We start from the raw sequence: 14507 nt of genomic DNA, 5'->3' as shown, positions 1-14507 counted from the left end.
CGTCCGCTCCACCCGCACCGAACCGAGTCGAAGAAGGCACCGCCGTGACCGTGACCCATCCGCTTCTGGACCTGGCCCCGCTGACCGCCGCGCACTTCGCGTCCATCGAGCGGCGGGTCGCCGCGCTGCTCTCCACCGAGCAGGACGTGGTGATCACCCAGGGCGAGGCGCTGCTGCCCCTGGAGGGCTGCATCCGCAGCGGGGCGCGACCGGGCTCGACCGCGCTGAACATCGTCACCGGCCCCTACGGGCAGACCTTCGGCGACTGGCTGCGCGACTGCGGGGCGACCGTCGTGGACCTGGCGGTCCCCTTCCACACGGCCGTGACGGCCGCGCAGGTGGAGCGGGCGCTCGCCGAGCACCCCGCGATCGACTTCGTGTCGCTGGTCCACGCCGAGGCGGCGACCGGCAACACCAACCCGGTCGCGGAGATCGGCGAGGTCGTGCGGGCGCACGGCGCCCTGTTCTACCTCGACGCGGTGGCGTCGGTCGGCGCCGAGCCGGTGCTGCCCGACGCCTGGGGCGTCGACCTGTGCATCATCGGCGCGCAGAAGGCGATGGGCGGCCCGGCGGGTGTCTCGGCGGTCTCGGTCAGCGAGCGCGCCTGGGAGCGGTTCGCCGCGAATCCGCGGGCGCCGCGCCGCTCGTACCTCTCTCTCCTCGACTGGAAGGAGCGGTGGATCGACGCCGGCCGCAAGGCGCTGCCGCACGCTCCGGCGCAGCTGGAGATGCTGGCCCTGGAGGCGTGCCTGGAGCGGATCGAGGCCGAGGGCCTGGACGGGCTGATGGCCCGGCACGCCGTGGCGGCGGCCGCGACCCGGGCGGGCGCGCTGGCCCTGGGCGGGGGGCTCGAACCGTATGTGTACGAGGCGCGGGACGCCGCTCCGGTCGCGACGACGCTGCGTTCCCCGGCGGGGGTGGACGCCTCCGAGCTGGTGGCGAAGGCGCTGGCCGCGGACCCGTCGCTGCCGCTGATCGCGGGCGGCGGGGCGCTGTCGAAGGAGATGGTCCGGGTCAACCACTACGGGTCGTACGCGACTCCGGACGTGGTGCGGTCCTCCCTCGCGGCCCTGGGCGCGGCGCTCACCGAGACGGGCCGGCCCGTCGACGTGGAGGGCGCGGGTCGCGCGGTGACCGAGATCCTGGGGTAACCACGCCGAGCCCGCCCGAGCCGAGCCCGCCCGAGCCGAGCCCGCCCGAGCCGAGCCCGCCCGAGCGGAGCCCGGCCCCGCCGAGCCCCAGCCCCCTCCCGGCCACTCCGCGAAATGCCGCGACCGCAGCACCGGTCGCGGCATTTCTCTTTCCCGGTCTCCGGAACCGCGAAATACAAAAGACATTTCCCAAGCGAATTCCCTTGTCTTCTCCTGGCCTCTTCTGCCCCGTTTTCCGGATCGCAAACACCAAGGTTTCGTCAGCGTTCCACGGAGTTCTCGACCGTGTGATCGACTCCACATCGCGCCCGTTTTGCCTGGGTATTTACGGGCAAATCCACCGCTCCTCGCGCTCGCGCGGATAACATATTCCGACGCCGCTGCACACCCCTCCGGGACATGCAATTCAGAATTTAGCTCGGTAAATTCCCTCCGCATGACCGCCGCACAAGCAGCCATGACCGTAGAAAGCCCACGAGTGGAGGACGGAGCCGCGATCTGGCGTATCGCCCGCGATTCCGAGGTACTGGACCTGAACTCCTCGTACAGCTATCTGCTGTGGTGCCGCGACTTCGCCGCCACGTCACTGGTCGCGCGCGACGCCGACGGGGAGCCGATCGCCTTCGTCACCGGATATCTGCGGCCCGACCGCCCCGGCACCCTCGTCGTCTGGCAGATCGCCGTCGACGACGCGCACCAGGGGCGGGGCCTGGCCGGGGTGCTCCTGGACGCGCTGACCGTGCGGACGACCCCCGACGCCGTCGAGACGACCGTCACGCCGGACAACACCGCATCGGACCGGCTGTTCACCTCCTACGCCCGGCGCCACGGGCTCCACCTGGAGCGCGAGGTCCTCTTCGACGGGAACCTCTTCCCCGACGGCACCGGCCACCAGCCCGAAGTCCTGTACCGCATCGGACCCTTCCAGCCCACAGGAGAATCGCTGTGACCATCGCCCCGCCCGCCCTGAGCGTCTTCGAGACCCTGGAGTCGGAGGTGCGCAGCTACTGCCGCGGCTGGCCCACCGTTTTCGACCGCGCCCAGGGCGCCCGCCTCGTCGACGAGAACGGCCGCGACTACCTCGACTTCTTCGCCGGCGCCGGTTCCCTCAACTACGGCCACAACAATCCCGTACTGAAACGCGCCCTGATCGACTATCTGGAGCGCGACGGCATCACCCACGGCCTCGACATGGCGACCACCGCCAAGCGCGCCTTCCTGGAGACCTTCCAGGAGGTCGTCCTGGAGCCGCGCTCGCTGCCGTACAAGGTGATGTTCCCGGGGCCGACCGGCACCAACGCGGTGGAGGCCGCGCTGAAACTGGCCCGGAAGGTGAAGGGCCGTGAATCCGTGGTCTCCTTCACCAACGCCTTCCACGGGATGTCGCTCGGTTCGCTCGCCGTCACCGGCAACGCCTTCAAGCGGGCCGGCGCCGGTATCCCGCTGGTGCACGGCACCCCGATGCCGTTCGACCACTACCTCGACGGGCGGGTCCCGGACTTCCTCTGGTTCGAGCGGCTCCTGGAGGACCAGGGCTCCGGGCTCAACAAGCCCGCCGCCGTGATCGTGGAGACGGTCCAGGGCGAGGGCGGCATCAACGTCGCCAGGAGCGAGTGGCTGCGCGCCCTCGCCGACCTGTGCAAGCGCCAGGACATGCTGCTGATCGTCGACGACATCCAGATGGGCTGCGGGCGCACCGGCGCGTTCTTCTCCTTCGAGGAGGCCGGCATCACCCCCGACATCGTCACGCTGTCGAAGTCGATCAGCGGGTACGGCCTGCCCATGTCGCTCTGCCTGTTCCGGCCGGAGCTGGACCTGTGGGAGCCCGGCGAGCACAACGGCACGTTCCGCGGCAACAACCCGGCCTTCGTCACCGCCACCGCCGCGCTCGACGCCTACTGGGCCGACGGCCAGATGGAGAAGCAGACGCTGGCGCGCGGCGAGCAGGTCGAGCAGGCGCTTCTCGCGATCTGCGAGGAGAACTCCGCCGACGGCGCCCACTACCGGGGCCGCGGCCTGGTGTGGGGCCTGGAGTTCGCGGACCGGACGAGGGCGGCGAAGGTCTGCGCCCGCGCCTTCGAGCTGGGCCTCCTCCTGGAGACCTCGGGCCCCGAGAGCCAGGTCGTGAAGATGCTGCCGTCGCTCACCATCACGCCCGAGGAGCTGGACGAGGGGCTGCGCACGCTGTCCCGCGCGGTCCACGAGACCGTCTGAACCACCCGTACACCCAAGGGAGTCGCATCACCGTGATCGTCCGATCGTTCAAGGACATCGAGAACACCGACCGCCACGTCAGGGCCAAGTCCGGCACCTGGGAGAGCAAGCGGATCCTCCTCGCCAAGGAGAAGGCCGGCTTCTCCCTCCACGAGACCGTGCTGTACGCGGGCACGGAGACGTCCATGTGGTACGCCAACCACATCGAGGCCGTCCTCTGTGTCGAGGGCGAGGCCGAGCTGACGAACGACGAGACCGGCGAGACGCACTGGATCGAGCCCGGCACGATGTACCTGCTCGACGGCCATGAGCGGCACACCATGCGCCCGAAGACCGACTTCCGGTGCGTCTGCGTCTTCAACCCGCCCGTCACCGGACGGGAGGACCACGACGAGAACGGGGTGTACCCCCTGCTCACGGAGGAGGCCTGATCATGACCGACGTACTCACCAACAGCACGCACCTGACCGACCTCTACCCGACGCGCGGCACCTCCGAGGTGCTCACGCCCCGCCGGGACCCTGTGGTCTGGGGGCCCGCCGACCCGCACCTGGAGTCGTACGAACGGGACGGCTTCCTCGCCGAGCCGGACCTGCTGACCGACGCCGAAGTGGCCGTCTACAAGCAGGAGCTCGACCGGCTGATCGCCGATCCCGCCGTACGGGCCGACGAGCGCGCGATCATCGAGCCGAAGTCCGGCTCCGTGCGCTCGGTCTTCGAGGTGCACCGGATCAGCGAGGCCTTCGCCCGGCTCGTACGCGACGAGCGGGTGGTGGGCCGGGCCCGCGAGATCCTCGGCTCGGACGTGTACGTCCACCAGTCGCGGATCAACGTGAAGCCGGGCTTCGGCGCCTCCGGGTTCTACTGGCACTCGGACTTCGAGACCTGGCACGCGGAGGACGGGCTGCCGAGGATGCGGACGGTGTCCGTGTCGATCGCGCTGACCGAGAACCACGACACCAACGGCGGTCTGATGATCATGCCGGGGTCGCACCGGACGTTCCTCGGCTGCGCGGGCGCCACCCCGAAGGACAACTACAAGCGCTCGCTCCAGATGCAGGACGCGGGCACCCCGTCGGACGAGGCGCTGACCAGCCTCGCGGACGCGCACGGCATCCGGCTGTTCACCGGCCGGGCGGGGTCGGCGACCTGGTTCGACTGCAACGCCATGCACGGCTCGGGCGACAACATCACGCCGTATCCGCGCAGCAACGTCTTCATCGTCTTCAACAGCGTGGAGAACGCGGCGGTGGAGCCGTTCGCGGCGCCCGTGCGGCGGCCGGAGTTCATCGGGGCGAGGGACTTCACCCCGGTACGGTGACGAGCACGGGCCCCTGGCCCGCCCGTCGCCGGACCCCCGGACACGCCCCCGAACATCAGGCCGCGGCCTGGCGTCCGGGGGCGTCCGCGCGCCACGCCCTGCCGGTGTCAGCCGCCCAGGACCTCCAGGGCGCGGTCCACGTCCGCCGTGCCGTTGTACAGGTGGAAGGAGGCGCGCAGGTTGCCCGCGCGGGCGGACATCAGGACGCCGGCCTCCCGCAGCGCGTCCTGGCGGTCCCCGAGGCCGGGGACCGCGACGACCGCGGAGACGTCCGCGACGGGCGTGTGCCCCAGGGCGGTGAGCCCGTCCCGGAAGCGGGCCGCGAGCGCCTTGACGTGGACCTCGATCCGCTCGATGCCGATCTCTTCGAGCAGCGCCAGCGAACGCGCGGCGCCGTGGTACGAGAGGAAGGCCGCGGGCTCGTCGAACCGCCGTGCGGAGCGGGCCAGTTCACGGACCGGGCCGTAGCTGTTGACCCACATCTCCTCGCCCGTGACCCAGCCCGCGTGGATCGGCAGCAGGGAGTCCTGCGCCTCCTCCGTGACCGTGAGGAACGACGCCCCGCGCGGGCAGAGCAGGAACTTGTAGCCGCCGGACACGGTGTAGTCCCACTCCCCCGCCCGCAGCGGCAGCCACCCCGCCGACTGGGTGGCGTCGAGCAGCGTCCGGGCCCCGTGCGCGGCCGCCGCAGCCCGTATCGCCGCCAGATCGGCCGTCCGGCCGTCCGCCGACTGCACGCAGGAGAAGGCGACGAGCGCGGTCTCCGGCCGGACGGACTCCGCGAGCCGCTCCAGCGGCACGAAACGCGTCTTGAGGTCGCCGCGCACGGTGAACGGGGTGATGACGGAGCTGAAGTCGCCCTCGGGGAAGAGGATCTCGGCCCCGGTCGGCATCGACTGGGCGATCATCCCGACATGGACCGAGACGGAGCTGCCGACGGCGACCCGGTCCGGGCGGACACCGGCGATCCGGGCGAAGCGGGCGCGGGCCTCGTCGACGATGTCGAAGCTGCCCGCGCCGTCGGGGCGGCCGGCCGCGGTCTCCTCGGCGAGGAGCGTGATCGCCTCGATGGTTCTGCGCGGCAGCAACCCGCAGGCGGAGGTGTTCAGATAGGTCTGCTTCGGCGCGAACTCGGCGGTGCCGAGGGGGTGCGAGAGTTCCATGGGCCCCAGCCTGGGTTCCCCTCGACCTCACGTCAACGACGCGTGATCAAGGGGAGTGCCCCGGCGGCGCTCAGCGGCGCGGGACGCCCAGCGGGTTGTCGTCGCGCAGTTCCGGCGGGAGCAGGTGCTGCGGGGTCGACTGGTACGTGACCGGGCGCAGCCAGCGCTCGATCGCGGTCGCGCCGACCGAGGTGGAGGTGGAGGTGGTGGCGGGGTACGGCCCGCCGTGGTGCTGGGCGCCCGCGACCGCCACGCCGGTCGGCCAGCCGTTGACCAGGACGCGTCCGGCCAGCGGGGTGAGTTCGGCGAGGAGGCCGGGGGCGTCCGGGTCGTCGCCGTCCGCGATCTGCAGGGTGGCCGTGAGGTTGCCGGGCAGCAGGGAGAGGACCTCGCTGATCTCCTCCCGGGAGGCGTACCGGGCGATCACGGTGACGGGGCCGAAGCACTCCTCCAGGAGCAGTTCGTGACCGCCCTTGAGCAGGGCCTCCGCGTCGACGGTCAGGACGCCCGCGCTGACCGTGTGCTCGCCGCCCGCGCCCGGGGTGACCGGTGCGGCCACGCCGGGCAGTCCGGCCCGCTCCCGGACGCCGGTGACGAAGGCGTCGCGCATCCGGTGGTCGAGCATGACGCCCGGCTCCGTCTCGCTGACGGCCGCCGTCAGCGACCCGACGACGCCGTCGCCCGCTTCGCCCCGCGGCGCGAGGACGAAGCCGGGCTTGGTGCAGAACTGGCCCTTGCCGAGGGTCATGGAGCCCGCGAGTCCGGCCCCGATCTCCTCGGCCCGCTCGCGCGCCGCCGCCTCCGTGATCACGACGGGGTTGAGCGAGCCGAGCTCGCCGTGGAAGGGGATGGGGGCGGGCCGGGCGGCCGCCGCGTCGAAGAGCGCGCGTCCGCCGCGTACCGAACCGGTGAAGCCGGCCGCCGCGACGAGCGGGTGGCGGACGAGCTCCACGCCCGCGTCGAAGCCGTGGACGAGGACGACGACGTCCTCGGGAAGTCCGGTCCTGGCGGCGGCCCTGCGCAGCAGGGAGGCGCAGAGCTCGGAGGTGGCCGGGTGATCGGGGTGGGCCTTGATCACGACGGGGCAGCCGGCCGCCAGGGCGCTCGCCGTGTCACCGCCCGGGACGGAGAAGGCGAGCGGGAAGTTGCTGGCCGCGTAGACGGCGACGACGCCGAGCGGGATCTTCCAGCGGCGCAGGTCCGGGGTGGGCGGCGTCGTGGTCGGGTCGGGCAGGTCGATGCGTACGTCGAGGAAGGAGCCCTCGTCGACGACGTCCGCGAAGGAGCGCAACTGCGCGGTCGTGCGGGCGAGTTCGCCCGTGAGCCGGACCGGGCCGAGGGCCGTCTCGGCGTCGGCCGCCTCGATGACGTGCGCGGCGGCCTCGTCGAGGAGGTCGGCGGCGGTACGGAGCAGGGCGGCCCGCGCCGTACGGTCGGCGAGCGCGTCCCGGGCGGCGTACGCGGCACGTACGGCCTGGTCGACCTCGTTCGCTGTGGCTTCCACCGCAACCTGCTCGCGCGGCTTCCCCGTCCGGGGGTCCACACTCCACACTGATTCAGCCGCCACCGACACGCCCCTCTTCACGAGCTGTTCGCTATTCTGAACACAGTTCCTGTAGCTGAATGGGACTCTATTGACGGGCGGGCTGTCTCCACAAGGGGCGGCGACGAGAGGGGCGACGTGATGTCGACGGCCGACACGGGTGGGTCACAGGTCAAGTCCGCTGTACGGACGGTGGAACTGCTCGAGTACTTCGCCGGGCGGCCCGGAATGCACTCGCTCGCCGCCGTCCAGGAGGCGGTCGGCTACCCCAAGTCCAGTCTCTACATGCTGCTGCGCACCCTGGTCGAGCTGGGCTGGGTGGAGACCGACGCGACCGGCACGCGGTACGGGATCGGCGTCCGGGCCCTGCTGGTCGGCACCTCGTACATCGACGGCGACGAGGTGGTGGCCGCCGCCCGTCCCACCCTGGACCGGCTCTCCGACGACACCACGGAGACGATCCACCTGGCGCGGCTCGACGGCACCAACGTGGTCTATCTGGCGACCCGTCAGTCCCAGCACTATCTGCGGCCCTTCACCCGGGTCGGCCGCCGGCTGCCCGCCCACTCGACCTCGCTGGGCAAGGCGCTGCTCGCCACGTACAGCGACGAGCAGGTGCGGAAGATGCTCCCGGAGACGCTGCCGGCGCTGACCGAGCACACTCTCACCGACCGCGAGAAGCTCATCGAGGAGCTGCACCTCATCCGCGAGCAGGGGTACGCGGTGGACCGCGAGGAGAACACCCTCGGGCTGCGCTGCTTCGGCATCGCGATCCCGTACCGGACCCCGGCGCGGGACGCGATCAGCTGCTCGGTGCCGGTGGCCCGGCTCACCCCTGGACACGAGCAGATGATCAAAGACGCGCTGTTCGACGCGCGCGACCGGCTGACGCTGGCGACCAGGCGGCTCTGAAGGGGCCGGCCCGTCGGGCGCGTCGCCGTGGGTCACCGCTCGGCCAGGGCCGCCTGCCACACCGGGCTGTCGACATAGTGGTTGTCGAAGCGCTCCGAGGACTCCTTGATCTCCTCGAAGCTCGCCTCGCCGCGCATCACCCGGCCGAGCAGCCGCAGATAGTCGAACCGGGCCATGCCCGGCGTGAAGACGAACAGCACGTCCGCCTCGGCCCCCGGCGCGGCCGCGAAGGCGTGCGGGGTGTGCGGCGGCACCAGCAGGAAGTCGCCGCTCTCCAGGACGGTCAGCTCCTCGCCGACCAGGACCTGGAGCGAGCCGCCGAGCACGAAGAACATCTCCGACGCCTTGGTGTGGAAGTGCGCCGGGGCGCCGACCGCGCCCTTCGCGAAGGACGAGCGGTAGCTGGTGAGCAGACCGCCGGTGGTGTCGGAGTCGGCGAGGAGGGTCATCACGCTGCTGGGATCGGCGGTGGTCTCGGCGTCGGCGGCACGGGTGAGGAGCGGGGCGAAGGTCTGCGTCGTGTTCATGAAGATCACCCTATGGGCCCTGGTGACCTGAGGCAGGGTGCATTCCCCAGCTGAAAACATGGGTCAATTCAGCTGGGTGGAGGCGCTTCTCCGCCGTGCGGCGGAGGCGGTTCACCGCCCGGCAGGAGGTGGGAGGGGTGGGTCGCGCGACAGCGTGGAGCCATGACACAGACCGCTCACCTCCCCGCCCCGGCGCCCGCCGCCACCCGGCCGAGCACCGCCCGCCGGATCCTGCGCACCCTCGCCCAGGTGGCCTGCCTGCCCTACATCACCCTCAAGATCGCCTGGGTGGCGGGCGGCGAGATCGGCATCCCGGCCGGCAGTGTCCTCCTCGACCACCGGGCGCTGATGATCGTCGCCAACTCCGTCTCCGTCGTGGCGGACGCCCTGGTCGTGGTCCTCGCCCTGCTGCTCACCCAGCCCTGGGGCCTGCGCGTCAGGGCGTGGCTGCTCGCGGTCCCGATGTGGGCCGCGACCGGACTGCTGGCCCCGATCGTGATCGGCTTCCCGGCGCAGTTGGCCACCTCCGTGTTCACCGGCCCGCAGCGGCACGCCGCCGGTGGCAGGCCGTTCCTCGACGAGTGGGTCTTCGGCGTCGTCTACGGCGGCTTCATCGTCCAGGGAATCGCTCTCGGCGCGCTGTTCTTCCTCTACACCCGGGACCGCTGGGGCCATCTGTGGCGCGGCGCCCTCGGCGATCTGCCCGCCCGCTGCTCCGGCACCGGAGCGCGGATCACGGCCGCGGTCGCCGCCCTGCTCGCCGTCGTGGCCGCAGTGCCGCACGTGATGTGGGCCCTCGGTTCGACGACCGGCCTCGCGGCGGCCCGCGTCGCCGAGCGCACCTCCGACTTCTTCGTCCTGGAGTGGACGCGCCTCTTCTTCGCCGCCGTCGCCGTCGTCCCCGTCCTGCTGCTGGTGTTCCAGCGGGCGCGCGCCCTCCCGGTCCGTACGGTGCTGGCGGCCGGCTGGGTCGGTTCGGGGGCTCTGGGCTGCTGGGGCGCGTACATGACCCTGGTGTCGCTCCTGCCGGGAACCGATCCGGTCGAGGCGCACACAGGGCTGATGCGGCTGGCCTACGCTGGGGAAATGATCACCGGATTCCTGCTGGCGGGCTGTCTGGCCGTCTTCCTGCGCCGCCGGAGCGCGAGCGCGTGAGGCGGCCGCTCGCGCTGCCGACGGGGCAGCGGGTCAGGCTCCGGTGGGTCCATCTGATCCTGGGCGGCGCGCTGTTCATGCCGTACTGGCTGGTCGGCACCGTGATCATGGGGCCGCTCACCGGCACGTCGATGTTCTCCGCCGCCGTGACCCCGCACTTCGGCGCGTACGCGATCGGTCTGCCGCTGGCGGCGCTCACCTCGCTCTTCCCGCTGACCCGGCCGATGTCCGTGGCGGCGGCGCGGGCGCTGTGCGGCGTCGCGCCGGACGCGCTCGCGGACGGCCCCGCGAGGGGCCGGGACGCCAAGGCGCGGACGGCGGGCTGGTTCACGCTCCATCTGGGCATCGGCGCCCTGGTCAGCGGCGCGACCCTGGCGCTGCCGCCGTTCGCGGTGACGCTGATGGTCCTGCCGTTCTCGGCCGGGCTGCGACGGTCCGAACTGGCCTCGTTCTGGGGGCTCGACCGGACGTGGGCGCTGTGGCTGTACGTTCCGGCGGGCCTGCTGATGCTGGTCGTCCTGGCCGCCGTCGCGGCGGGCGCGGGGGCGTTCCTCGCCCGGCAGGCACCGCGGCTGCTCGGCCCGAGCCGGACGGACCGGCTGGCGGCGGCCGAACGGCGCGCCGCCGAGCTGGCCGTCCGCAACCGGCTCGCCCGCGAACTGCACGACTCCGTCGGCCACGCGCTGAGCGCGGTCACCCTCCAGGCGGGCGCCGCCCGCAGGGTCCTGGACTCCGACCCGGAGTTCGTACGGGAGGCACTGGCCGCGATCGAGGAGACCACCCGGCGCACGGTCGGTGAACTGGACGCGGTGCTCGGCCTGTTGCGCCAGGGCGACGACGGGGCCGACGGCGGGCTGCCGGGCCCGGACCTGGCCTCGCTGGACGCGCTGGTCAAGGCGGTGGGGGGTCGGGCGCAGCTGACGGTGACCGGGGAGCTGGAGCGCGTACCGGACGCGGTGTCGCGGGAGGCGTACCGCATCGTCCAGGAGGGTCTGACGAACGCGGCCCGGTACGCGGGCGGCGAGCGCGTGACCGCGCGCGTCCGACTGCACGACGAGGAGCTGGAGATCACGATGGAGAATCCGCTGCCCGGCCGCGCGCCGGTGGTCCGGCCCGACGGGGGACGCGGCCTGCGCGGCATCGCCGAACGGGCCCGCCTGCTCGGCGGCACGGCCGAGGCGGGCCCGGCGGACGGCGTCTGGCGGCTCGCGGTCCGGCTGCCCCTGGGAGGCCGACGGTGATCAGGATCGTGCTCGCCGACGACGAGCGGATGGTGCGCACCGCCCTGCGGGTCATCCTGGACGCGGAGCCGGACCTGACGGTCGTCGGCGAGGCGTCCACCGGCGCCGAGGCGGTGTCGGTGGTGCGCGGGCTGCGGCCGGACGTGGTGCTGATGGACGTACGGATGCCGGAGATCGACGGGATCCGGGCGACCGAGCAGATCCTCGCGGGCATGCCGGAACCGCCGCGGATCGTGGTGGTGACGACCTTCGAGAACGACGCGTACGTGTACGACGCGCTGCGGGCGGGAGCGGCCGGGTTCCTGCTGAAGCGGGCGGCGGCGGAGGAGCTGGTGGGCGCGGTGCGGCTGGTGGCGCGCAGCGAGTCCCTGCTCTATCCGGCGGCGGTACGCGGCCTGGCGGCCGAGCACGCCCGCCGCCGCCCGCCGGCGGCGCCCTGGGTGGCCCGGCTCACCGAGCGCGAGGCGGAGGCGCTGCGCCTGGTGGCGGCGGGCCTGACGAACGCGGAGATCGCCGCCCGCATGGGCGTCGGTCCGGCCACGGTCAAGACCCATGTGGCGGCGGTCCTGGCGAAGACCGGCGCCCGCGACCGCACGCAGGCGGTGATCACGGCGTACGAATCGGGGTTCATCACCCCGCGCTGACCCGGCCGCGCCGGCGCATGAACGTTTCCTGAGAAACGGGACACATCCGGAACGGTCGCCGCCCCTTCGTTCGTCCCGCTAGGGGATGAACAAGACGATCAGGCGCGCCTCGGTCTTCGCGCTGCTCCTGGTGCTCGCCCTGCTGGGCCGGGCGACCTGGGTGCAGGCGTACGAAGGCAAGGCCCTCGCGGACGACAAGAACAACCGGCGGAAGGTCATGGCGCGGTACGCGCAGCCGCTCGGGGACATCATCGTGGCCGGTTCGCCGGTCACCGGTTCGAAGAAGACGGAGGGGACCGACCTCGCGTACAAGCGCGACTACACGGACGGCGAGCTCTACGCGGCCGTCACCGGCTACAGCTCGCAAGCGTACGGCGCCACCCAGCTGGAGGGCATCTACGCCGATGTCCTGGACGGCACCGACACCCGGCTGAAGAATCCGCTGGACGCCCTCACCGGCAGGCAGCAGGAGCCGGGCGACGTCCTGACCACGATCGACCCGGACGTCCAGAGGGCCGCCTACGAGGCGCTCGGCGAGAAGAAGGGCGCCGCCGTCGCCCTCGACCCGAAGACCGGACGGATCCTCGGTCTGGTCTCCACCCCGTCGTACGACCCGTCGAAGATCGCCGGTCTCACGGACGGCTCCGCGTGGCGGGAGCTGACCGGTGACGAGGACAAGCCGCTGGTCAACCGGGCGCTGCGGCAGCCGCTCCCGCCCGGCTCGACGTTCAAGCTGGTCGTCGCGGCGGCGGCCCTGGAGGACGGGCTGTACGGCTCGGTGGACACGGCGACCGCCAGCCCCGATCCGTACACGCTGCCGGACACGCGGACCGTGCTGAAGAACGAGAACGCGTCCGCGCCCTGCGAGAACGCCACCATCCGCACGGCGCTGCGGTACTCCTGCAACAACGTCTTCGCCAAGATGGCCGTCGACCTCGGCCAGGACAAGGTGAAGGCGATGGCGGAAAAGTTCGGCTTCAACGACGCCGAGCAGGACGTGCCCGTACGCGCCTACGCGAGCGTGTACCCGTCCGGCATGGACAAGGCGCAGACGGCGCTGACCGGTATCGGCCAGTTCGATGTGACCGCCACTCCGCTCCAGATGGCCATGGTGTCCGCGGCGATCGCGAATGACGGGCTCATGGCGTCCCCGCACATGGTCTCCCAGGTCGTCGACTCCGACGGCGACACCCTGGAGTCCGCGAAGGACGGGGACACCCGGCGCGTGGTCTCCTCCTCGACGGCGGAGCAGCTGCGCAGCGCCATGGTGACCGTGGTGGAGGAGGGCACCGGCACGAACGCGGCCCTCGACGGCGCGGAGGTGGGCGGCAAGACGGGCACCGCGCAGCACGGCGAGAACAACAGCAAGACGCCGTACGCCTGGTTCACGTCCTACGCCAAGGACCCGGACACCGGGAAGGAGGTCGCGGTCGCCGTCATGATCGAGGACTCGGGCGCGGCCCGCTCGGAGGTCAGCGGCAACGGGCTGGCGGCCCCGGTGGCGCGGAAGATGATGAAGGCGGCGCTGCAGTGACGGCGGGGCCCGTGGCACGGTATGCAGGGTCACTCAAGATCCGAGCATAGTTTCGATCCCGCGGAGGACCGCCGTGCGACTGCCCCGTTCCCTCTCCGGCTGGACCATGGCCGTCTTCGGGCTGCTCGCGGCGGCCATGGGGGTGGTGGGGCTCCTCGCCCCGGACGTCATGCTCACGGCCATGGGCTTCGCACCGCTCCCCGACGCGAGCCGCGCGGAGGGGGACCACACCCTGGTCCTCCTGACGGCCTCCTCCATGGCCGCGCTCAATATGGGCGTCTACTACGTCCTCGCCTCCCTCGCCGACTGGAAGCCCTTCTTCCGCTGGACGGTCCCCTTCCGTCTGCTCACCTGCACGGTCTTCACCCTCGCGGTCGTCACGGGCCGCGCCCCGGCCGGCTTCCTCGGCGTCGGCCTCTGGGAGGGCCTGGGCGCACTGGCGACGGCTGGGGCCCTCCGGTACGAGAACCGGTCCGGACGGGATGGCGCCCGGCGGCACGCCGTCCCCGGGGCCGACGGCGTCAGGTAGGTCAAGTGACCGATCTCCGGTGCTGCTGTGGGTGGACTCCGCGGACCGGGACTGGCTGCTGTTCGCGGTGCTCGTGGTGTACGGCGTCCAGGGCGTCGTCCACGAGGCGGCGGAGGCGGCGCTCGCCGCGAGCGCGCTGGACAGGCGGTGGCTGGCGGACTTCAACGGGCTGCGGATGACGGCCGACGAGGGCATGAAACTGGTCGCCCCGCTGGTGGCGGCCGGTCTCTTCGCCCGTGATGGCGGCGGCCCTGTGGCGCTGCTCGACGCGGCGACGTTCGCGGTCGCGGCCGGGGGGTTCGCGTCGATGCGGGTACGGGAGGAGAAGCCGGCCCGCCGGGGCGGGAGCTTGGGCGCCCGGGGCCGGGGAGGTCGGCGCGCCGGCTCCGCTCCACGGCGGAGGGGATGCGGACGATCCGCGCCTCACCGGTGCTGCGCCCGCTGGTCCTGGCTGGCGCGTTCACCATGTTCCTCGCCGGTCTCAACGGGGCGGCGGTCTACGCCGTGGTGGACCGGGGCCTTGGCCACGACCCGGCGTACGCGGGCGTGCTGTACGCGGTAAGGCGCGGGCTC

Annotated in this window: 15 protein-coding genes; 12 read left to right on the top strand and 3 right to left on the bottom strand. The window is 72.2% G+C overall.

Annotated features, from left to right (window positions below; translation table 11 throughout):
• The first annotated feature begins 50 nt into the window (after positions 1-50).
• The 5 genes from ACIRB4_RS09635 (at position 51) to thpD (ending at position 4686) form a co-directional block, all read left to right on the top strand.
• Complete coding sequence (locus tag ACIRB4_RS09635; RefSeq protein ID WP_403289680.1) at positions 51-1151, top strand: pyridoxal-phosphate-dependent aminotransferase family protein; 1101 nt, start codon at positions 51-53, stop codon at positions 1149-1151.
• A gap of 457 nt (positions 1152-1608) precedes the next feature.
• Positions 1609-2100 carry a diaminobutyrate acetyltransferase gene (gene ectA, locus ACIRB4_RS09630; RefSeq protein ID WP_403289532.1) on the top strand — a complete coding sequence of 164 codons (492 nt, stop codon included), beginning with the start codon at positions 1609-1611 and terminating at the stop codon, positions 2098-2100.
• Positions 2097-3365, top strand: a complete 1269-nt coding sequence (ectB, locus tag ACIRB4_RS09625; protein ID WP_403289531.1) for a diaminobutyrate--2-oxoglutarate transaminase — start codon at positions 2097-2099, stop codon at positions 3363-3365. The genes ectA and ectB overlap by 4 nt, the downstream gene beginning before the upstream one ends.
• Before the next feature lie 32 nt (positions 3366-3397).
• Complete coding sequence (locus ACIRB4_RS09620; protein ID WP_403289530.1) at positions 3398-3796, top strand: ectoine synthase; 399 nt, start codon at positions 3398-3400, stop codon at positions 3794-3796.
• Between the two features lie 2 nt (positions 3797-3798).
• Entirely contained in the window at positions 3799-4686 is an 888-nt protein-coding gene (gene thpD / locus ACIRB4_RS09615) for an ectoine hydroxylase (RefSeq protein WP_403289529.1), read from the top strand.
• A gap of 107 nt (positions 4687-4793) precedes the next feature.
• On the opposite strand, the gene ACIRB4_RS09610 is transcribed toward thpD, so the two are convergent.
• Entirely contained in the window at positions 4794-5849 is a 1056-nt protein-coding gene (locus tag ACIRB4_RS09610) for an aminotransferase class V-fold PLP-dependent enzyme (protein WP_403289527.1), read from the bottom strand.
• Positions 5850-5919: 70 nt separating this feature from the next.
• Entirely contained in the window at positions 5920-7416 is a 1497-nt protein-coding gene (locus ACIRB4_RS09605; protein WP_403289525.1) for an aldehyde dehydrogenase family protein, read from the bottom strand.
• Positions 7417-7533: 117 nt separating this feature from the next.
• On the opposite strand from ACIRB4_RS09605, the gene ACIRB4_RS09600 reads away from it, so the two are divergent.
• Positions 7534-8304 carry an IclR family transcriptional regulator gene (locus tag ACIRB4_RS09600; protein ID WP_403289524.1) on the top strand — a complete coding sequence of 257 codons (771 nt, stop codon included), beginning with the start codon at positions 7534-7536 and terminating at the stop codon, positions 8302-8304.
• A 32-nt stretch (positions 8305-8336) separates the two neighbouring features.
• Here ACIRB4_RS09600 and ACIRB4_RS09595 read toward each other — a convergent pair whose 3' ends face one another.
• Entirely contained in the window at positions 8337-8831 is a 495-nt protein-coding gene (locus ACIRB4_RS09595; RefSeq protein WP_403289522.1) for a cupin domain-containing protein, read from the bottom strand.
• Positions 8832-8993: 162 nt separating this feature from the next.
• On the opposite strand from ACIRB4_RS09595, the gene ACIRB4_RS09590 reads away from it, so the two are divergent.
• The 6 genes from ACIRB4_RS09590 (at position 8994) to ACIRB4_RS09565 (ending at position 14496) form a co-directional block, all read left to right on the top strand.
• Positions 8994-9986: a hypothetical protein gene (locus ACIRB4_RS09590; RefSeq protein WP_403289521.1), complete on the top strand. Its 993-nt coding sequence runs from the start codon at positions 8994-8996 to the stop codon at positions 9984-9986.
• Positions 9983-11227, top strand: coding sequence for a sensor histidine kinase (locus tag ACIRB4_RS09585; RefSeq protein WP_403289520.1), 1245 nt, complete (start codon positions 9983-9985; stop codon positions 11225-11227). The genes ACIRB4_RS09590 and ACIRB4_RS09585 overlap by 4 nt, the downstream gene beginning before the upstream one ends.
• Positions 11228-11256: 29 nt before the next feature.
• The gene (locus ACIRB4_RS09580) at positions 11257-11871 is read left to right on the top strand and encodes a response regulator (protein WP_403289678.1); all 615 of its coding nucleotides are present in this window, start codon (positions 11257-11259) and stop codon (positions 11869-11871) included.
• 85 nt (positions 11872-11956) lie between these two features.
• On the top strand, positions 11957-13405 hold the full coding sequence (locus tag ACIRB4_RS09575; protein ID WP_403289518.1) for a peptidoglycan D,D-transpeptidase FtsI family protein: 1449 nt from the start codon (positions 11957-11959) through the stop codon (positions 13403-13405).
• Positions 13406-13511: 106 nt separating this feature from the next.
• A complete protein-coding gene (locus tag ACIRB4_RS09570; protein ID WP_403289677.1) occupies positions 13512-13934 on the top strand; it encodes a hypothetical protein in 423 nt (140 codons plus the stop codon).
• 19 nt (positions 13935-13953) lie between these two features.
• Positions 13954-14496: a hypothetical protein gene (locus ACIRB4_RS09565; protein WP_403289516.1), complete on the top strand. Its 543-nt coding sequence runs from the start codon at positions 13954-13956 to the stop codon at positions 14494-14496.
• Positions 14497-14507 lie beyond the last annotated feature (11 nt).

Origin of the sequence: Streptomyces sp. NPDC093600 (genome assembly GCF_044764755.1) — a bacterium.
Classification (GTDB): domain Bacteria; phylum Actinomycetota; class Actinomycetes; order Streptomycetales; family Streptomycetaceae; genus Streptomyces.
This window is presented reverse-complemented; position numbering and strand designations above follow the sequence as displayed.

Excerpts from the sequence above, each read along its gene's own strand:
- ACIRB4_RS09575 (WP_403289518.1), top strand. The coding sequence starts at position 11,957 with ATGAACAAGACGATCAGGCGCGCCTCGGTCTTCGCGCTGCTCCTGGTG.
- ectA (WP_403289532.1), top strand. The coding sequence starts at position 1,609 with ATGACCGTAGAAAGCCCACGAGTGGAGGACGGAGCCGCGATCTGGCGT.
- ACIRB4_RS09610 (WP_403289527.1), bottom strand. The coding sequence starts at position 5,849 with ATGGAACTCTCGCACCCCCTCGGCACCGCCGAGTTCGCGCCGAAGCAG.
- ACIRB4_RS09600 (WP_403289524.1), top strand. The coding sequence starts at position 7,534 with ATGTCGACGGCCGACACGGGTGGGTCACAGGTCAAGTCCGCTGTACGG.
- ACIRB4_RS09590 (WP_403289521.1), top strand. The coding sequence starts at position 8,994 with ATGACACAGACCGCTCACCTCCCCGCCCCGGCGCCCGCCGCCACCCGG.
- ACIRB4_RS09570 (WP_403289677.1), top strand. The coding sequence starts at position 13,512 with ATGGCCGTCTTCGGGCTGCTCGCGGCGGCCATGGGGGTGGTGGGGCTC.
- ACIRB4_RS09580 (WP_403289678.1), top strand. The coding sequence starts at position 11,257 with ATGGTGCGCACCGCCCTGCGGGTCATCCTGGACGCGGAGCCGGACCTG.
- ACIRB4_RS09595 (WP_403289522.1), bottom strand. The coding sequence starts at position 8,831 with ATGAACACGACGCAGACCTTCGCCCCGCTCCTCACCCGTGCCGCCGAC.
- thpD (WP_403289529.1), top strand. The coding sequence starts at position 3,799 with ATGACCGACGTACTCACCAACAGCACGCACCTGACCGACCTCTACCCG.